Below are 18,168 nucleotides of genomic sequence, written 5' to 3' on the forward strand. Positions count from 1 at the left end.
TCCGGTCCCTCACGGCCGGTCCTGCGGGGTGCGCCGCGGGCCGCCCTGGCGGTCCCGGTCGCCGTGCTGCCCGTCGTCCTCGGGGGCGGGCTGCTCGGCAGGCGGGCGGCGGACCTTGCGCGCGGTGAGGAGGATCAGCAGCGGTGTCAGCGCCGTGCCGACCGCGAGCTGCGAAAGCGCCACGTCAGGGGCCTGGAGTACGACGAACAGGAGGGTCAGCGCGAGCCCGAGCACAGCGAGGGCCGCGGCCTGGCGCACGGGTTCCCGGCACAGGACGGCGAGCGTCGCGGCCGCCACGACGAGCAGCAGGGCGACGGCGATCAGTGCGTCATCCATGCCGGACCCGGCCCTCCTGCTCGTCGGCGGTGGCCTTGCCGACGGCGATGGTGGTCACGGTCCCGCCGACGGCGAACAGCAGCCCGATCAGGAGGGTCTTCACGGCTGCCCGGCCGACGCCCTGCTCCAGGGCCACGGCGCACGCGATCAGCGGTACGCCGAGCCCGTTGGCGGGGGCCAGAGCGTGCAGCCGTTCGAGGCTCCCGCGCAGGAGCACCAGCGCTCCCGCGCCCGCGAGCAGGCAGGCGACGCCCAGCCACAGCAGTACGGACGCCGGCACATGCCCCACGGCCATCTCAGCCATCCCCGGCGTCGGCGCCCGGACCGGCCTCCGCGCCAGGACCGGCGCCCGCGAAGCGGGTGAAGACCAGCACCCCGGCCGGGCACAGCACCGCGAACACGAGGGCCGCGTCCTGGTAGGAGGACCGGCCGTACGCCATGGGCAGGAGCAGGAGCACGGCGCCGGTCACCGTGCCCGCCATGCAGACGCCTGCCAGCCGCCGTACGGCGCTGCCGCGGGCCGCCGCCCACAGACAGGCCGGCCAGGCCGCCGCGAGCAGCACGAGCGCGGCCTCCGACCAGGCCGGTACCGAGGCGGCGCTCACCGCGTGCCGTCCCGGCGGGCCACGGCGCGCTCCGCCCCGCCGGGGGCCGTCGCGGGCCGGAAGGTGTGGACCACGGCCTCCGCGCGCCCGTCCGGCAGGTCGATCACGCAGGTGTCGGCGGACCATCCGAGCGCCACCCCCGCCCATCCCGGGTCCGCCCCCTCGCGCAGCCGGATCCGCCGGATCCGGCCCCTGCCCGCGCCCTCTCGCGGCCTGGCCAGTACACCCACCAGTACGGCGAGACCCTGCGCGACGGCCAGGGGCAGCCCTGCGACCGCCCGCAGCGCCCCGGTGGTTCCGCGCACCCTTACGTCCGCCGCCCGGCGCGTCAGCCGTGCCATCACGGCGGCACCGGCCGCGGCGGCACCGGCCACCACGAGTTCGACGGGGCCCGGTGAGCTGATTGACACCAGCGTGGCCCCCATCAGCACCGCCCACCACACGAGGATTTCGACCGCCGTACCGCGCACCTGTCTCCCCTTCCCTGGGCCGCAGACACAGATTCTCGGCACCGGTCCGCCGCCCGCGCCCCGGACCGGCGCCCGGCGCGGGAGATGTCACCCGTCCGGGTCAAGCCCGCCGGGGGCGGACGCGTGACGGCCGCGGGGCAGCGGAACCCCGGCCGCGATAGGCTCGTACGAGGCTCAGGAGAGGAATGATGCTGATGTGTCGATGGCTCGCCTACTCCGGTTCGCCGATGCTGCTCGACGCGGTTCTCTACCAGCCGGAACACTCGCTGATCGACCAGAGCCTCCACGCCCGGATGGGTGTCGAGTCGACCAACGGCGACGGTTTCGGCATCGGCTGGTACAGCCCCGACGGTGGCTCAACCCCGGCGATCTTCCGGGACATCGGGCCCGCCTGGAACAACCGCAATCTGCGGGAACTGGCCGCACACGTCCGCTCGACGCTGTTCTTCGCCCATGTCCGTGCCTCCACCGGTTCGGCGATCCAGCAGACGAACTGCCACCCCTTCCGCCACGGCCGCTGGCTGTGGATGCACAACGGCGCGATCACCGACTTCCACCGTTTGCAGCGCGACTTGTACATGGCGGTCGACCCGGCCCTGTTCTCGTGCATCGAGGGCTCCACGGACTCCGAGGTGATGTTCTACCTGGCCGTCACCTTCGGCCTCGACCAGGACGCCCCCGGCGCGGTCGCCCGGATGGCCGGTCTGGTGGAGCGGCTCGGCAAGGAGCACGGCGTCGCCGACCCGCTGCAGATGACGATCGCGGTCAGCGACGGCGAGCGCGTGTGGGCCTTCCGCTACTCCAGCGCGGGCCACTCGCGTTCGCTGTACTACAGCAGCAAGGCCGAGACCGTACGCCAGCTGTACCCGGAACTGCCGTTTCTGCGGGAGGTCTCCGACGCGACCCGGCTGGTGGTCTCCGAACCGCTGGGCGACCTCCCGGGCGTGTGGAACGAACTCCCCGAGGCGAGCTACGCGGTCGTGCCCTCCACGGCGACGGAGGACTATCTCCCGTTCATCCCCGAGCTCCCCTGATGTCACAGATCTTCGGTGGACTCACCGCTCCGGAGCGGGCGCAGGAGGTCACGCTCGCCGACCGGGCGATCCGGCCGGCCGCCGGGCCGGCGGCGCTGCCGTTTCTCCGCTTCCCGTACGGCGACACCACGGCCGGGCAGATCGCCGAGGTCAACGCGCTCGGCTTCGCGGACATCGAGTGGACCACCGACACCAACGGCTACCGCGGCACGGCGGGCGGCATGACCACCCAGCACGCCGTCAAGCGGGCGCTGGACGTGCTCGCACCGGGCGAGATCGTCCAGATGAACGTCGGCTCCCTCGACGGGCAGGGCCCCGTGCTCGATGCACAGGCCCTGCCGCAGATCATCGACGCGGTCCGCTCGCAGGGGTACCGGATCACCGACCTCCGCACCCTGCCGGCCAACCCGTAGGGTCCCGGCCTCAGCAGATGCGGGGCAGTTGCTCCCCGATCGGCAGGTCGACCACGCGGGTGCCGCCGAGGCCGGTGCGCGCCACGACGAGGCCGGGGTGTGCCTCGACGGCCTCGCCGATCACCGTGGCGCGGCGGCCCAGCGGGTGGGCGCGCATCGCGTCGAGGACGGCGTCGGCGTGCTCGCGGGGTACGAAGGCGACCAGCTTGCCCTCGTTCGCCACGTAGAACGGGTCGAGGCCGAGGATCGCGCAGGCGTTGCCCACGGCCTCGGGGACCGGAACCCGGCCCTCCTGGATGACGACGCCGGTGCCCGAGGCGGCCGCGATCTCGTTCAGGGCGGCCGCCAGCCCGCCGCGTGTGGGATCGCGCAGCACGTGCAGGTCGGGGGTGACCGCGAGCATGGCCTGGACGAGCCCGCCCAGCGGTGCGCAGTCGCTCTCGATCTCCGCCTCGAAGCCGAGCCCCTCGCGGACGCTCATGATGGCCACGCCGTGCAGTCCGATCTCCCCGCTGACGATGACGACGTCACCCGGTACGACGCGCTGCGGGCGCAGGTCCACCCCGTCGGGGATGAGCCCGATGCCGGCGGTGTTGAGGTAGATGCCGTCGCCGTGACCGGCCTCGACGACCTTGGTGTCGCCGGTCGCCACCTCGACGCCCGCAGCGCGCGCGGCCGCGCCGAGGGCCTCGGCGACCCGTGCCACGACCGAGATCTCCACGCCCTCCTCGAGGATGAACCCGCAGGAGAGGTAGGCGGCGCGGGCCCCGCTCATGGCCAGGTCGTTGACCGTGCCGTTGACTGCGAGGTCGCCGATGCTGCCGCCGGGGAAGAACAGCGGCCGCACCACGTACGAGTCGGTCGAGAAGGCCAGCCGGGCTCCGCCCAGGGTGACCGATGCGGAGTCGCCGAGCTGGGCGAGCACCTCGCCGCCGAAGGCGGGTGCGAAGACGTGCTGGACGAGCTCGGCGGAGAGCGCGCCGCCGCCTCCGTGGCCCATCACCACCCGGGGGCGGTCGCGCAGCGGGGCCGGGCAGGTCCAGCCGGTGACGTCGAGTGCGGCCCCCGACACGGCGTCGGACACGGTCTCAGACAACGGGGCTCGCCTCCAGCGGTGCGGTCCGGGCCGGCGCGAGGTCGAGGCGCCGGTAGAGGTAGTAGGCGGCGCAGGCGCCCTCGCTGGAGACCATCGTGGCGCCGAGCGGGTTGCGCGGGGTGCAGGTGGTGCCGAAGGCCTCGCACTCGTGCGGCTTGATCAGGCCCTGGAGGACCTCACCGCTGCGGCACTCGGCGGGTTCCTGCGTGGCGATGTCCGTCACCGAGAAGCGGTGCTCGGCGTCGTAGTCGCGGTAGCGGGCGGACAGCCGCCAGCCGCTGGCGGGGATGACGCCGATACCGCGCCAGGCGCGGTCGGTGACCTCGAAGACGTCCTCCAGCATGGCGAGGGCGGCCGGGTTCCCCTCCGGGCGGACGGCGCGGGCGTAGGCGTTGTCGACGGTGTGCTCGCCCCGTTCCAGCTGCCGTACGGCCCGGCGTACGCCTTCGAGGATGTCCAGCGGCTCGAAGCCGGTGACCACGATCGGGACGCGGTGGCGCGCGGCCAGCTCCGGGTACTCCCCCATGCCCATCACGCTGCACACGTGCCCGGCGGCGAGGAAGGCCTGTACCCGGCAGCTCGGGGAGGTCATGATCGCCTCGATGGCCGGGGGCACCCGGACGTGCGAGACGAGCAGGCTGAAGTTGGGGATGCCGAGCTTCTTCGCCTGATACACCGTCATGGCATTGGGCGGCGCCGTGGTTTCGAAGCCGATGCCGAAGAACACCACCTCGCGCGCCGGGTTCTGCTGCGCGATCCGCAGGGCGTCGAGCGGGGAGTACACCACCCGTACGTCGCCGCCCTCGCTGCGCACCTGGAAGAGGTCGCGGCCCGTCCCGGGGACGCGGAGCATGTCGCCGAACGAGCAGAAGATCACCTCGGGGCGGGAGGCGATCTCCAGCGCCTTGTCGATGACCTCCAGCGGGGTCACGCACACCGGGCAGCCCGGGCCGTGGATCAACTCGACCTGTTCGGGCAGTAGTTGGTCGATGCCGTGCCGGATGATGGTGTGGGTCTGGCCGCCGCAGACCTCCATCAGCGCCCAGGGGCGGGTGACGGTGGCGTGGATGTCGTCGAGCAGGCGGCGGGCCAGCTCGGGGTCCTGGAATTCCTCGATGTACTTCACGGCTGCTGCGCCTCCTGTACGGCGTCCCCGGCGTGCGGCTGCTGCGCGATGTCGTCGGCGAAGGGCCAGTCCCCCGTGCCCGCCTCGGCCGCCGCCCGCTCCCACGGATCGCCGAACTCTTCCTGGAGCATGCCGAGTTGGGCGAAGAGTTCGAGCGTCTGCTTGGCCGACTCCTCGTCGAGGCGCTGCAGGGCGAAGCCGACGTGGACGATGGCGTACTCGCCGACCCGGAGGTCCGGCAGGTACTCGAGGCACACCTCCTTGACCACCCCGCCGAAATCGACGGTCGCCATGCGGGTGCCGTCCTTCTCCCCGATGTCAAGCACTCTGCCGGGTACCGCCAGGCACATGGCCCTCTCCTTGCTGTGGGTGGTCCGGGGCGCAGGCCGCCACCATGAGCTGGCCGAGGGCCAGCCCGCCGTCGTTCGGCGGCACGCGGTGGTGGCGCAGTACGGTGAAGCCGCTCTCGCGCAGTACGCGGGCGCAGGCGGAGGAGAGCACGGCGTTGGCGAACACCCCGCCGCTGAGGGCGACGGTGTCGAGCGCGTGCCGCTCGCGCGCCCGGACGCAGACCCGGTGCACGAGGGCGGCGACGGCGGTGTGGAAGCGGGCGGCGACCACGCCGGGCGCGATGCCCGCGCGTACGTCGCGGACCACCGCCGCCAGTACGGGAGCCGGGTCCGCGGTCAGCGGGGCGTCGCGGCCGCCGTGCGCGGGGGGCCGGAGGGCGAAGGCGTAGTCCGGGCCGGCATCCGCCCCGGCCCCGGACCCGCTCGCGTTTGCGCTCACCGCCGCGGTGAGCGCCGCGCCCTCCAGCTCGATGGCGGCCTGGGCCTCGTACCCGGCGTGGTGGCAGACGCCCGCCAGGGAGGAGACCGCATCGAAGAGGCGGCCCATGCTGGAGGTCGGGACGCAGTGCAGGTTCCGCTCCAACTGACGCCGGAGCAGCCGCAGTTCATCCGGCGGGCAGGCGGCCGTGCAGGGCAGGTCCGGGTCCCAGTCGAGCCCTGCGGCGCGCAGATGGGACAGGGCCATCCGGTACGGCCGGCGCACGGCGGCGTCGCCGCCCGGCAGCGGGACGTAGGCGAGGTGCGCGAACCGGGTGTACCCGGCGTAGTCCGCGAGCAGCACCTCCCCGCCCCAGACGGCCCCGTCGTCGCCGTATCCGGTGCCGTCGAAGGCGACGCCGATCACGCGGCGGGCGCCGTCGAGGCCGTGTTCGGCCATCGCGGACGCAATGTGGGCGTGGTGGTGCTGGACTCCGACGACCGGGCGGCCGGCGGCCCGGTCCCGGACCAGGCGGCCCGAGCGGTAGCCGGGGTGCCGGTCCACGGCGGCCAGCACGGCGGCGACGCCGGTGATGGACTCCAGCTGTTCCTCGGCGCGGGCGAACGCGTACTGGGTGGCGAGGTCGTCCATGTCGCCGATGTGGGCGGACAGCCAGGCCTGGCGTCCCTCGGCCAGGCCGAGGGTGTTCTTCAGGTCGCCCCCGGCGGCGAGCGTGGCGGGTACGGACAGCGGCAGCGCGAGGGGCAGCGGGGCGTACCCGCGCGAGCGGCGCAGGGTCAGCACCTCGGCGTCGCAGACGCGCACCACGGAGTCGTCGCACGGGACGTGGATCGGCCGGTCGTGGGTGAGCCAGGCGTCGGCGAGCCGGGCGAGCCGGTCCAGGGCCTCGGTGTCGTCGGTGACGATCGGCTCGCCCGACAGGTTCCCGCTGGTCATGACGAGCAGCCGGGGGCCTGGCGGGTCGCCGGGCAGGCCGAGCAGCAGATGGTGCACGGGGGTGTAGGGGAGCATCACGCCCAGGTCGGGGCTGCCCGGGGCGACGGCGTCGGCAACGAGCTCCTCGTCGGCGCCGGGGCGGCGGCGCAGCAGGACGATGGGCCGGACGGGCCCGGTGAGCAGGTCCCGTTCGGCCGGGCCGAGGTGGACCAGGGGCTCGATGTCGGCGAGGTCGCGGGCCATCAGGGCGAACGGCTTGTCCCCGCGGGCCTTGCGGCGCCGCAGCTCGGCCACGGCGCCGGCGTGGGCGGCGTCGCAGGCGAGGTGGTAGCCGCCGAGGCCCTTGACCGCGAGGATCGCCCCGCCGGCCAGCAGCCGGCGGGCCTCGGCCACCGGGTCGGGGTATGCCGCCTCGCACGGGGGCGAGCCGGCGAGGAGCCGCAGCCGGGGTCCGCAGGCGGGGCAGGCCACCGGCTGGGCGTGGAAGCGCCGGTCGGCGGGGTTCGCGTACTCGCGGGCGCAGTCGGGGCACATCGGGAAGCGGGCCATGGTGGTGTGCACCCGGTCGTACGGCAGCCCGGTGACGATGGTGAAGCGGGGTCCGCAGTGCGTGCAGGTGATGAAGGGGTGCCGGTGGCGCCGGTCGGCCGGATCGGCCAGCTCCGCGAGGCAGTCGGCGCAGGTGGCCACGTCCGGGGAGACGAGGGTGCGCGCGGGTCCGCCGGACCGGGAGGCCACGATGGTGAAGCCTGCGCCGCCGGCGACGGGGACCTCGCAGTGGTCGACGGCATCGACGACTGCGAGGGGCGGGGCGTCGGCAGCGAGCCTCTCGCAGAAGGCCGATACGGCCGCCGGTGCGCCCTCGACCTCGGCGACGACGCCTTCGGGGGTGTTGGTGACGTGCCCGGCGAGGCCGAGGCCGGTCGCGCGGGTGTACACGTACGGCCGGAAGCCCACGCCCTGCACCACTCCGCGCACGACGACGCGGCGGCGCTGTACGGCCTCCATCAGCGGGCCGGCACCACGGCGGAGTGCGAGTGGCCCTCGGCGTGGTGATCGTGATGGTGGTGCGTGGGGGGCTGCTGGGCCATGACCGGGGCGTGCACCGGGCCGCCGGCGCCGACCGCCAGCGCCCGGTCGAGCAGGATGCCCGCACCCACGCCGCCGCGGGCCGAGGTCAGCACCACCTCCACGCCCGGGTTGACCTGCTGGACGTGCGTGCGGAAGGCGGCTTCGTCGAATTCCACGGCCTGCGCGATGTCCGTCTTCGTCACCACGACGAGGTGGGCGAGCCCGAAAGCCGTCGGGTACTTGAGCGGTTTGTCCTCGCCCTCCGTCACCGAGGCCAGGACCACGCGCAGCGTCTCCCCGAGGTCGTACGAGGCGGGGCAGACGAGGTTGCCGACGTTCTCCACGAACAGCAGCCGGGTGTCCTCGGGCATCCAGCCGTCGAGGTGCCGCCCGAGCATCCCGGCCTCGAGGTGGCAGAGCCCGTCGGTGAGCACCTGCTTGACGGGGACGCCCGAACGCGCCAGCCGTACCGCGTCGTTCTCGGTGGCGAGATCGGCGGTGAGGGCGGCGACGGGCACGCCGCGCTCGCGCGCCAGGCCGAGTTCACGCTCCAGCAGGGCGGTCTTCCCGCTGCCCGGGCTGGACAGCAGGTTGACCACCGTGGTGCCGCGGGCGGTGAGTTCGGCGCGCAGGGTGTGCGCGGCCGAGTCGTTCTTGGCGAGGACCGCCTGCTTCAGGTCGACCACACGGCACATGGTTCAGCGCTCCTCGGAGATCGGTTCGCGGGTGGGGGCGGGATGCCGGTCGCAGGCGGGGCCGTCCTCCCAGTGCACGCTGAGGATCTGCAGCTCGCGCCCGGCGAGGAGTTCGACCTCCGTGGCCTGTCCGCAGCCGGGGCAGACCAGCCGGGGCGGCATGCCGACCGCCCAGTCGCCCGTACAGGAGCGGCAGTGCGCGCGGGCGGGGACGGGCTCCGTCACGAGCTCGGCGCCTTCCAGGACCGTTCCGGCGCAGGCCAGTTCGAAGCAGAAGGCGAGGGCGTCTGGTACCACCCCGGCCAGCTCGCCGACCTGGAGCCGGACCGAGGTGACGGCGCTCGCGCCGCCTGCCTCGGCGGCTTCCTCCACCTGGGCCACCACGGCCATGGCGATCGACATCTCGTGCATGGGACTCCGTCCTGCCGGGCCTCATTAGACCGGCCGGCGCCGTACGGGGCGGTCGGGCACGCCGACGCGCCGACGCCCCGTACGCCATTCGGGCGCCGGGGCGGTGGCACGTCAGTCGTCAGGGGTCACGGGTCACATGCGGCGGATCTTCAGATAGCGCTGGACATCGGGGAGCATCACGCACAGTGCGGCGGCGAGGGCGGCGGCGGCCGCGCCTCCGATGATGGCCTTCTTCATGGGTTCTCCTCAGTTGGCGGTGGCGTTGCGCTCTTCGTCGAGCAGCTCCTGGTCCGGGCGGCGGACCAGGTCCAGGACCATCCGTACGGCCTCCGGGACCGCTGCGGCCACCGGGACGCTCAGGCCGATGCCCTCGTCCAGGCAAGCGGGTTCGCAGCCGACGACCCAGATCCGCCGGGGCGGTGTCCCGCCGGTTCCGGCGCACAGCGTGTCCAGCAGGGCCAGCACCGCGTCGGGCGACATCTGGTGCCCGTCGAGTACGGGGCTCTGCGGGGCGATGGAGCCGGCTTCGCCGGCCTCGATCAGGTACAGGGTGCCGGGGGCTCCGCCGCGCGCGGTGGCGTCCACCAGGACGAGCGTGTCGTAGCCGTCGAGGAGCTGGTAGGCGAGGTGGACCCCGCGTACGCCGATGTCCACCACCTCGACGTGCTCGGGCAGCCCGTGCCCGGGTTCGGCCAGCCTCCGGACGGTCTCGACGCCGAAGCCGTCGTCGCCGAGGAAGACGTTGCCGATGCCGGCGATCAGGATGCGGCCGCTCACGCGTCCTCCAGGGGGGCGACCTCGTCGGGCTGGAAGTACAGGAACCGGCCCTGTTCGCGGCGGATGTCGGCGCCGGGGTCGCCTTCGACGGTGACGGCGAGGTGGACTCCGCCGTCGACGTCGTGGAGCACGGCCTCGACCTGGGCGACGGCGCCCTGGAGGAACAGATCCTGGGCGTCGGTGCGCCGCAGGCCCGGGCGCAGGAGGACCCGGCTGCCGGGGCCCACCGAGGTGCCGCCGATCAGGATCCGGTCGCGGGCCGGGTCGGCGGGGTCCGCGTGCGCCGGGTCCCACCAGGGGGTGTCCGGTCTGAACACCGCGCCCTCGTCGAAGAGTTCGGGGAACGACTCGGGGGTGGGCGCACCGGGGTCGGTGATCTCCCGCAGTGCCCGGACGGCGCCGTGCAGGCGTTCCAGCACCTCGGGGGGCATGGTCTCGGCCAGGTCGATCACGGCGGCCGCCCGGGCGTCGGTCCCGCGGGCCTCCCGCTTCTCCTGGTCGGTCAGGGCCGCCGTGCGCAGGGCGAGGATCTCGTCGATCTCGGTGGCGTCGTACATGGCCCCGATGCTCTCGGGGGCGATGCCGGGGTGGTCCTCGAGGATGATCGGCGAGGACAGCACCACGTCGGCGCTGCCCGGTTCGCCGGCGAGTACGGGCCAGGTGTGCAGGTTGGCGCAGGTCGCGACGGAGGGCTTGGCCCACTCGGGCGGGTCGGTCATCGAGAGGAAGGATCCGGCGCTGAGGCCCAGCAGGAGGTGGGCCGCGACCAGGGAGCGCGGCAGGGCGGCGTCACGGTCGGCGCCGTCGGCCCCATCGGCGTGCGGGGTCCAGTCGCTCGTGTTCTCGACCAGCACCGTGAGCTTGAACGCCCGGTACGGGACGTCCAGTTGCTCGGCGCGCAGCCGCAGCACACCGTCGGCCCGCTCGGTGCGCCGGACCAGCCGGCCCACCTCCCGGCCGTCGGGGCCGAGGACGGGTTCGGTCTCCTCGCGGGCGGGCCGTACGAAGGGCAGGGAGACCTCACCCTCCTCCAACTCGGCGACGGAGACGGTCATTTCGACCCGTTCCTCGGTTCCCTCGTCCCAGGGGACCAGGACCCGGTCGGGGAGGTGCAGTTCGGGCACGGCCGCGAACGAGCCGTCCGCGCGGGCCTCTTCGACGGTACGCCGCTGCGCGTGCAGGAAGCGCAGTTCGACGGCGAGGGTGGCCGCGCCGCGCGGTTCCATGACCAGCTCGGTGCGCTGGAAGGAGTGCTCGTCGTGCGCGGGCCCCCACGCGGGCGGGACCAGTACGCCGAACTGCCAGCGCAGCCGGTTCTTCGCCGCCGAGGCCCGGTACGGGTAGAGCACGTAGCCCTCGAAGAGGACGGCGTCGGCCACCTGGCGGACCACGGCGAACCGGGATTCGGGCAGGGCCGTCATGGTCATGGCGCCGTCCTCTCGGCGGCCCGGGGCAGTACGGCCCCGGCCCAGGCGGGGTCCGGGGGTGGCGGCTCGGCCACCCCCGCCGCGTCCAGCAGGGCCCGTACGGTCGCCTCCCAGGAGGCGAGGGCGTGGCGGGAGCGGTAGGCGAGCAGGTCGGCCATGGTGTCGCGGGGCAGGCGCAGCCAGCCGCAGCCCGGGAAGTGCTGCTCGACCATCTCCCGCCACACCTCGGCGGGCATCCGGAACGGGGCTTCGCGGTCCCAGGGGACGGGCTCGACGTGAAAGCCCCCGGCCCCGGTGAAGGCCGTGCCGGAGAACAGCATCAGCAGGGGTGCCTCGCCGTCCTCCAGGGCGCTGAGGTAGCGGCCGGCGGCGATGTCCATGTCGTACGTGCACGGTACGACGATGTCGGTCTCGGTCTCTCCGGTGAAGCTGGGGACCATCACCGAGACCTGGGCGAACTGGAGGGGCTGCAGGGTGGTTCCCCAGCGGGCCCGCTCGCCGAACAGGTCGTGGAGGGCTGCGGCCTCGCCGGTGCCGTAGCTGCGCCGGGCCGGCTCGATGCGGATCTGGCAGCGCAGCGCGAGGGCGTGGACCCTCGTGTCGGCAGAAGCGGTGATGCGCAGCCGGAACACGAGGGTGGGGCCGGCCGCGTACGGGTCGGCGCGCACTCCGGTACAGGCGAAGGTGAAGTCGGTCATGGCCGCCCCTCCCCCGCCGCGGCGGGGACCTTGGCCCGGCGCTCCACCTGGGCGAAGAAGTCCTTGAGCGCGGCACGCGCCTCGGCCCCGCCGTCGAAGCCCTGCCACAGCAGCCGCATCCGCCCCACCAGCTCGTAGCAGATGTCGATGGGCACGAGGTAGCACTCGGTGCGGCCCTCGGCCCGGCGCAGCAGCAGCGCCTCCACGTCGGGTTCGAGCAGCGCGGCGAGCGCCCCGCCGCCGAGTACGTGCTGCCAGGTGGCCGGGTCCAGTTCGCTCTCGGTGGCGCCGGCCGGGCTCGGGTAGAGCGCGACCAGCCGGTCGAGGGCGGCGTTGCGGAAGAAGAAGGCCACGCCGACCGGGATCTGCAGCTGCTCCCAGGCGCCCTCTTCGAGCCGGTGCTCCGGGTCGGTGAGGTAGCGGTCGGGGACGGCGCGGAAGCGCCCGGTGGCGGCGCCGGGCCGGTCGAACAGGAGGCCGCACGCGGTGCAGGCGCAGACCAGTGCCCGCTTCTCGACCTCCACCAGGTGGCGGTGGCCGTCCTCGGGCACGGCCACCCCGCACAGTTCGCAGCGCTCGGCCCGGGGCGGCCGGGGTCCGGTGAACCGGCGCAGGCCGCGCGGGCCGCGCAGCCCGGCGGGCCCGGCCGGGCCGGCGGAGCCGGTGCGCGGCTCCGCCGGTGCCCAGGGGTGCCGCGCGCTCACCGGGCCCGTGCCGGGGCCTGCGGGCGGGTGCCGATCTGGAGCAGGGGCAGCGGCGCCTCGGCCGATTCCAGTTCCACCGCGGTCACCTCGGGCGCGAAGCAGGCCAGGGCGTCCTCGACGCTCTGCGGGACCGCGTCGGCGGCGGATCCGCAGCCGCAGCCGCCGCCCGGCGCGGACCGCAGCCGCAGGACGCCGGTGGCCGCGTCGAAGCCGGCGAGCTCCATGGGGTCCCGTACGGCGTCCAGGGCGCGGGCGATCCGGGTGTGGACGTCCTCGGGGTGCAGGTCGTGCAGCGCCAGCAGGCTCGCGACGAGCTCGTCGTCCAGCAGCCCGCCGAGGCGCTCCACGCCGAGCCGCTCCACGATCCGGGCGAGCCCGGCCCCGTAGAAGTCCATGAGCACGCGCACCAGTTCCTCGGCCGCGGCGCAGGCCTCGCGGTCCCCGGTGGCGGCCAGCCGGTCGAGGACCTCGTCCACCCGCCGGCCCGCCTCGCGGGCGTCGGTCGCCGTCGCCCTCATCCGCCCAGTCCGCTCAGGCCGGTGGGCACGTGCATCTGCTTCACGGTCTTGCCGCCGCCGACGTACATGTGGACGCCGCAGGGCAGGCAGGGGTCGAAGCTGCGCACGGCGCGCATGATGTCGATGCCCTTGAAGTTCTCCGGGGAGTTCTCCTCGAAGATCGGGGTGTTCTGGACGGCGTCCTCGTACGGTCCGGGGGTGCCGAAGGTGTCGCGGGTGCTGGCGTTCCACGGGGTCGGCGGGTAGGGGTGGTAGTTGGCGATCTTGCCGTCGCGGATCACCATGTGGTGCGAGAGCACCCCGCGGACGGCCTCGGTGAAGCCGACTCCGATGGACTCGTCCGGGACCTCGAACTTCTCCCAGGTCTGGGTGCGTCCGGCACGGACCTCGGCCAGGCCCTTCTCGGCGCAGTGCAGCGCGATGGCGGCCGCGTACGCCTGGAAGTACGTGCGGGCGCGGTTGCGCTCCAGCGCGTTGCTCCACTTCGGGATCTTCCACTCGAAGCGCGTCTCGGGCTTGGTCATCGTGCGCGGCAGGTTGATGATCACGCTGTTGCCCGTGGCCTTGACGTAGCCGACGTCGACGAGCCCGGAGAGGGCGGTGGACCACAGGCGCGCGATCGGGCCGCCGCCGGTGTCGAGGGCGAGGTGGTCCTTGCCGTCGAACCAGCGCGGGGACATCACCCAGCTGTACTTGTCGTCGAAGTTGCGCTTCTGCGGGGCGGGGATGGTGTGCTGGTTCCACGGGTGGCGGGCGTCGACGGGGTTGCCGAGCGGATCGTGGGTGACGAACTTCTCCTGGCCCGCCCAGTCGTCGTAGTACGAGCTGCCCAGCAGGATGCGGATGCCGAGGTTGATCTCGGTGAGGTCGTTGGTGACGAGTTTGCCGTCCACGATCACACCGGGGGTGACGAACATCTTCCGTCCCCAGTCGGTCATGTTGGCGTACGTGAAGTCGCAGTACTCGGGGTCGTTGAGCGCGCCCCAGCAGCCCAGCAGGACGCGCCGGCGGCCGACCTCCTCGTACCCGGGCAGGGCCTCGTAGAAGAAGTCGAAGAGGTCGTCGTGGAGCGGGACGACCCGCTTCATGAACTCCACGTACCGCATGAGGCGGCTCATGTAGTCGGTGAAGAGCTGGACGGAGGCGATGGTGCCGACGCCGCCCGGGTAGAGGGTGGAGGGGTGCACGTGGCGGCCCTCCATCAGGCAGAACATCTCGCGCGTGTAGCGGCTGACCTGGAGGGCCTCGCGGTAGAACTCGCCCTCGATGGGGTTGAGCGAGCGCATGATGTCGGCGATGGTGCGATAGCCGTGGTCGCCGGCGTGCGGGGCCTCGGTGCGTTCGGCGAGCTCGAGGACGCCCGGGTTGGTCTCGCGGACCATCTTCTCGCAGTAGTCGACCCCGACCAGGTTCTCCTGGAAGATGTTGTGGTCGAACATGTACTCCGCCGACTCGCCCAGGTTGATGATCCACTCGGCGAGGTGGGGAGGCTTCACTCCGTACGCCATGTTCTGCGTGTAGACGGAGCAGGTGGCGTGGTTGTCGCCGCAGATGCCGCAGATGCGGCTGGTGATGAAGTGCGCGTCGCGGGGGTCCTTGCCGCGCATGAAGACGCTGTAGCCGCGGAAGACCGACGAGGTGCTGTAGCACTCCGCGACCTTCTTCTGCTTGAAGTCGATCTTCGTGTGGATGCCGAGACTGCCCACGATCCGGGTGATCGGATCCCAGGCCATCTCCACCAGGCCGCTGCCGTCACCGGCCGCCTTCGTCTTCGGTGTCATCTTGTCTGCCGTGACCCTTCTTGGAGGCGGGAGCTGGAGGTTCTTCGAGGCGGAACGGTGGGAGGAAAGCGGGACGGACGCGGGGCCGCGGGCGCGGTCACCAGGGCTTGCGGTAGCCGGTGGTCAGCTGACGCCCCGGGTGGCGCCACTTCGGCTCCTGGTCCACGGTGTGCTCCGTGATCGCCCTGAGCTTGCGGACCAGCGCGCCGTAGACCCCGCTGGCGCTGGTGGACAGCTTCGCGCCGGGAGGCTCGTCCATGAACGGCATGAACTTGTCGGGGAAGCCAGGCATGGTGCAGGCGATGCAGATGCCGCCGACGTTGGGGCAGCCGCCGATGCCGTTCATCCAGCCGCGCTTGGGGACGTTGCACTTGACGACGGGGCCCCAGCAGCCGAGTTTGACGAGGCACTTGGGCGAGTCGTAGGTATGGGCGAACTCGCCCTGCTCGTAGTAGCCGGCCCGGTCGCAGCCCTCGTGCACGGTGTTGCCGAACAGCCAGGTCGGGCGCAGCTTGTCGTCCAGCGGGATCATCGGGGCGGAGCCGGCCGCCTGGTAGAGCAGGTAGGTGAGGGTCTCCGAGAAGTTGTCCGGCTGGATCGGGCAGCCCGGGACGCACACGATCGGGATGCCGGCCTTCGAGGTCCAGTCCCAGCCGAGGTAGTCGGGCACGCCCATGGCGCCGGTGGGGTTGCCCTCCATCGCGTGGATGCCGCCGTACGTGGCGCAGGTGCCGATCGCCACGACGGCGAGGGCCTTGGGCGCGAGGCGGTCGATCCACTCGCTGGTGGTGATGGGCTGTCCGGTCTCCGGGTCGTCGCCGAAGCCGCACCAGTAGCCCTCGGGCTTGATCTTCTCGTTGGGGACGGAGCCTTCGACGACGAGCACGAAGGGGTCGATCTCCCCGCGCTCCCCCTTGAAGAACCATTCGATGAACGTGTCGGCGCCGCCGACCGGTCCGCATTCGAAGTCGATCAGCGGCCAGTGCACGGCGATCTTGGGCAGTCCCGGGAGGACGCCCATGACGATCTCTTCGATGCTGGGCTGCATCGCTGCCGTCAGGGACACCGAGTCGCCGTCGCAGCTCAGTCCGGCGTTGATCCAGAGGATGTGGATCGTGGGGTCCTCTACTGCCGTGCTCGGCGTTGCTGCATCCATGAGGATCGCTCCTTGGGGAGGGATGCGGGGGGGATGGGTGGGGCGGGGACGGGGACGGCGGACGGGCGGGTGCTCCGCGCCGGCCTCACCCTTCTTGCTAGCAGCCGGCCGGGCCCGGTGCCCTGTCTTGTTCGGCCGGTCCAGTGACTGCGGGCCGCCGGGAGGGCAGGGGCGCGGTGCGCCGTCCGGGTACGGTCCGCTCCAGGTGGGCCGGGGTGCCGTCCGGGGGTTCCTTGCGTACGAAGGCGCGGCGCAGGGCGTGGTACGGGGCCTGCGGGTCGAAGAACGTCTCCCGCATCCGCGCCAGCTCCGCCTCCCGGTAGGCGGCGAGCGGCCTGACGCTCTCGTCCGCGTCGCGGCGGGCCTTCTTGCCGGCGATCCGGGACCGGATGGCGGGCGAGTCCGCCACCCGGACGGCGAGCCGGGCGGTCTCCTCCGCGAAGGCCTGCGGGCCGCAGTCGACCGTGCGGTCGACCAGCCCGAGCCGCCGGGCGGCTTCGGCGCTGAGGGGCAGGGCATCGGCGGTGAGGCGGTCGGCGACGCCCGTCCCGGTCCGGCGGGGCAGCGTGTAGGTCCAGTACTCGGATCCGTGCAGGCCCATCAGCCGGTAGTGCGGGTTCAGCACCACACCGGTGCGGCACCAGACCTCGTCGGCGGCGAGCGCGAGCATGGCCCCGCCGGCGGCCGCGTTGCCGCCGAGGGCGGCCACGACGAACCGGTCGGTGGTGGTGAGCACGGCCTCCACCAGGTCGTCCATGGCGTTGATGTTGGCCCAGGACTCCTCGGCCGGGTCGGCGGCCGCCTCGATGACGCCCAGGTGGATGCCGTTCGAGAAGAAGTCGCGGCCGCCGCCGAGGACGAGGACGGAGACGGGGCGGGTGCAGGCCTCCCGGTAGGCGGCGAGCAGGCGCCGGCACTGCGAGGTGCTCATCGCGCCGCCGGGGAAGGAGAACGTGAGGAAGCCTGCCCCGCCCTGCTCCCGGTAGCTGATGTCGGACCAGGTGCGCGGGCCCTCTTCGGCGTACGGCGGTGCGGGGAGCTCGGGGAGCGGCGGCAGCCGGTCGCCGAGGGCGAGGGTGGCGGGGAGTTTGACGGGGGCCGGCTCTCCCGGCGCGCGCCGGGCCCGGAGCTCGGGGATCCAGACGGCTCCGTCGGCGGTCGCCCGGCAGATCGCGCCCGCCCGGGTGGCGAGCAGCTCTCCGGGGCGGCCCCGCAGCTGGTCCTCGGGGTGCCCGCCGTGCAGGAACCACTGGCCGCCGAGCAGTTCGTCGAGTACGCCGGGCTGGGAGTCGGCGGCGCGCAGCGCGCCCACGACGCTCTCCGTGGAGTCGTTGTGCCAGTCGATCCGGCGCAGTTCCTGGCGCAGGTAGGGCCGGGCGCGGCCCGATTCCTGGCGTTGCGGGAGGTGCGTGCCGGAAGCGAAGCGGTCGACGGCCGTGAGCACGGCGGTCAGGGCGGCGTCGGAGATCTCGCCGCGGTAGGCGTCGCTCTTGCCGACGGGTGGCAGCGGGCAGTCCGCGGTGGCCCAGACGTCGCCCGCGTCCATCTCCTCCCCGGCCTGCAGGACGGTGACGCCCCAGCGGGTCGCGCCCTCGGTGATGGCCCAGTCGAGCGAGGAGGGTCCGCGGTCGCCGACCGGTCCCGGGTGGACGATCAGGCAGGTGTGGGCGGACCAGACCTCCCGGGGGACGGCCGTCTTGAGCATCGGCGCGAGCACGAGGTCCGGCCGGTGGCGCTCGACGGCGTCGGCGAAGGAGACACCGGGCAGGGCGAGCTCGACCGCCACACTGTGCCCGCGGTCCCTCAGCTCGGCGTGCACACGCTGAGTGAGACTGTTGAACGCGCTGGCGGCGAGCAGGATGTGCACGTGATCTCCCAAGCGTCCGGCCCCCGGCGATCTGCGGCCGGAACAGGTACGGCCGCTGGAGATCGTCGACCACGGGCGTCGGCAGGCCGGCTCGACCTACGGGGGTGTCACTCGGAAGGGGGCGCCCGGGCCGCCACCTGGTGGATACGAGTCGTACGCGGGGCGGGTGCCCGGCACCCGGCTGCGGGAGGGCCCGGCGGCGGTGCACCGCCGCCGGGCCCGGGGGGGGCCCGGGCGGCGGAGCGGATGGCGGAGGGC

General features: G+C 73.2%; 20 protein-coding genes. 2 read left to right on the top strand and 18 right to left on the bottom strand.

Annotated features, from left to right (window positions below; all coding sequences use genetic code 11):
- Positions 1–9: 9 nt before the first annotated feature.
- Genes AB0M76_RS39460 through AB0M76_RS39475 form a run of 4 tightly spaced genes read right to left on the bottom strand, consistent with a single transcriptional unit; the run spans position 10 to position 1,411 of the window.
- Positions 10–336 carry a DUF4040 domain-containing protein gene (locus tag AB0M76_RS39460; RefSeq protein ID WP_365957561.1) on the bottom strand — a complete coding sequence of 109 codons (327 nt, stop codon included), beginning with the start codon at positions 334–336 and terminating at the stop codon, positions 10–12.
- Entirely contained in the window at positions 329–631 is a 303-nt protein-coding gene (locus tag AB0M76_RS39465; RefSeq protein ID WP_365957562.1) for a monovalent cation/H(+) antiporter subunit G, read from the bottom strand. Before AB0M76_RS39465 ends, AB0M76_RS39460 begins: the two co-directional genes overlap by 8 nt.
- 1 nt (position 632) lies before the next feature.
- Positions 633–941, bottom strand: a complete 309-nt coding sequence (locus tag AB0M76_RS39470; RefSeq protein ID WP_365957563.1) for a monovalent cation/H+ antiporter complex subunit F — start codon at positions 939–941, stop codon at positions 633–635.
- Positions 938–1,411, bottom strand: a complete 474-nt coding sequence (locus tag AB0M76_RS39475; RefSeq protein ID WP_365957564.1) for a hypothetical protein — start codon at positions 1,409–1,411, stop codon at positions 938–940. The genes AB0M76_RS39470 and AB0M76_RS39475 overlap by 4 nt, the downstream gene beginning before the upstream one ends.
- Positions 1,412–1,605: 194 nt before the next feature.
- On the opposite strand from AB0M76_RS39475, the gene AB0M76_RS39480 reads away from it, so the two are divergent.
- Together AB0M76_RS39480 and AB0M76_RS39485 are read left to right on the top strand one after the other, a co-directional pair.
- Positions 1,606–2,445: a class II glutamine amidotransferase gene (locus AB0M76_RS39480; protein WP_365957565.1), complete on the top strand. Its 840-nt coding sequence runs from the start codon at positions 1,606–1,608 to the stop codon at positions 2,443–2,445.
- The gene (locus tag AB0M76_RS39485) at positions 2,445–2,858 is read left to right on the top strand and encodes a polysaccharide deacetylase family protein (RefSeq protein WP_365957566.1); all 414 of its coding nucleotides are present in this window, start codon (positions 2,445–2,447) and stop codon (positions 2,856–2,858) included. The genes AB0M76_RS39480 and AB0M76_RS39485 overlap by 1 nt, the downstream gene beginning before the upstream one ends.
- 10 nt (positions 2,859–2,868) lie before the next feature.
- On the opposite strand, the gene hypE is transcribed toward AB0M76_RS39485, so the two are convergent.
- The 14 genes from hypE to AB0M76_RS39555 form a co-directional block, all read right to left on the bottom strand.
- Positions 2,869–3,954, bottom strand: coding sequence for a hydrogenase expression/formation protein HypE (gene hypE, locus AB0M76_RS39490; RefSeq protein WP_365957567.1), 1,086 nt, complete (start codon positions 3,952–3,954; stop codon positions 2,869–2,871).
- Positions 3,947–5,080 (bottom strand): hydrogenase formation protein HypD, encoded by a 1,134-nt coding sequence (hypD, locus tag AB0M76_RS39495; RefSeq protein WP_365957568.1) that lies wholly within the window; start codon positions 5,078–5,080, stop codon positions 3,947–3,949. The genes hypE and hypD overlap by 8 nt, the downstream gene beginning before the upstream one ends.
- Positions 5,077–5,430, bottom strand: coding sequence for a HypC/HybG/HupF family hydrogenase formation chaperone (locus tag AB0M76_RS39500; protein ID WP_365957570.1), 354 nt, complete (start codon positions 5,428–5,430; stop codon positions 5,077–5,079). The genes hypD and AB0M76_RS39500 overlap by 4 nt, the downstream gene beginning before the upstream one ends.
- Positions 5,399–7,813, bottom strand: a complete 2,415-nt coding sequence (gene hypF, locus AB0M76_RS39505) for a carbamoyltransferase HypF (protein WP_365957571.1) — start codon at positions 7,811–7,813, stop codon at positions 5,399–5,401. The genes AB0M76_RS39500 and hypF overlap by 32 nt, the downstream gene beginning before the upstream one ends.
- Positions 7,813–8,571, bottom strand: a complete 759-nt coding sequence (hypB, locus tag AB0M76_RS39510; RefSeq protein ID WP_365957572.1) for a hydrogenase nickel incorporation protein HypB — start codon at positions 8,569–8,571, stop codon at positions 7,813–7,815. Before hypB ends, hypF begins: the two co-directional genes overlap by 1 nt.
- 3 nt (positions 8,572–8,574) lie before the next feature.
- Positions 8,575–8,982, bottom strand: a complete 408-nt coding sequence (gene hypA, locus AB0M76_RS39515; RefSeq protein ID WP_365957573.1) for a hydrogenase maturation nickel metallochaperone HypA — start codon at positions 8,980–8,982, stop codon at positions 8,575–8,577.
- 246 nt (positions 8,983–9,228) lie between these two features.
- Positions 9,229–9,759 carry a hydrogenase maturation protease gene (locus AB0M76_RS39520; RefSeq protein ID WP_365957574.1) on the bottom strand — a complete coding sequence of 177 codons (531 nt, stop codon included), beginning with the start codon at positions 9,757–9,759 and terminating at the stop codon, positions 9,229–9,231.
- A complete protein-coding gene (locus AB0M76_RS39525; protein WP_365957575.1) occupies positions 9,756–11,186 on the bottom strand; it encodes a hypothetical protein in 1,431 nt (476 codons plus the stop codon). Before AB0M76_RS39525 ends, AB0M76_RS39520 begins: the two co-directional genes overlap by 4 nt.
- Positions 11,183–11,884, bottom strand: a complete 702-nt coding sequence (locus AB0M76_RS39530; RefSeq protein WP_365957576.1) for a DUF6084 family protein — start codon at positions 11,882–11,884, stop codon at positions 11,183–11,185. The genes AB0M76_RS39525 and AB0M76_RS39530 overlap by 4 nt, the downstream gene beginning before the upstream one ends.
- Positions 11,881–12,498 carry a DUF5947 family protein gene (locus tag AB0M76_RS39535; RefSeq protein WP_328623244.1) on the bottom strand — a complete coding sequence of 206 codons (618 nt, stop codon included), beginning with the start codon at positions 12,496–12,498 and terminating at the stop codon, positions 11,881–11,883. The genes AB0M76_RS39530 and AB0M76_RS39535 overlap by 4 nt, the downstream gene beginning before the upstream one ends.
- 86 nt (positions 12,499–12,584) lie before the next feature.
- Complete coding sequence (locus AB0M76_RS39540; protein WP_365957577.1) at positions 12,585–13,106, bottom strand: hypothetical protein; 522 nt, start codon at positions 13,104–13,106, stop codon at positions 12,585–12,587.
- Positions 13,103–14,887, bottom strand: coding sequence for a nickel-dependent hydrogenase large subunit (locus AB0M76_RS39545; RefSeq protein ID WP_266660476.1), 1,785 nt, complete (start codon positions 14,885–14,887; stop codon positions 13,103–13,105). The genes AB0M76_RS39540 and AB0M76_RS39545 overlap by 4 nt, the downstream gene beginning before the upstream one ends.
- Positions 14,888–14,984: 97 nt before the next feature.
- Positions 14,985–16,043, bottom strand: coding sequence for a hydrogenase expression protein HypE (locus AB0M76_RS39550; protein WP_365957578.1), 1,059 nt, complete (start codon positions 16,041–16,043; stop codon positions 14,985–14,987).
- A 97-nt stretch (positions 16,044–16,140) separates the two neighbouring features.
- Positions 16,141–17,910 carry an enoyl-CoA hydratase-related protein gene (locus AB0M76_RS39555; RefSeq protein ID WP_365957579.1) on the bottom strand — a complete coding sequence of 590 codons (1,770 nt, stop codon included), beginning with the start codon at positions 17,908–17,910 and terminating at the stop codon, positions 16,141–16,143.
- Between the last annotated feature and the right edge of the window lie 258 nt (positions 17,911–18,168).

The sequence above is a fragment of the Streptomyces sp. NPDC051364 genome (genome assembly GCF_040682115.1).
Taxonomy (GTDB): Bacteria; Actinomycetota; Actinomycetes; order Streptomycetales; family Streptomycetaceae; genus Streptomyces.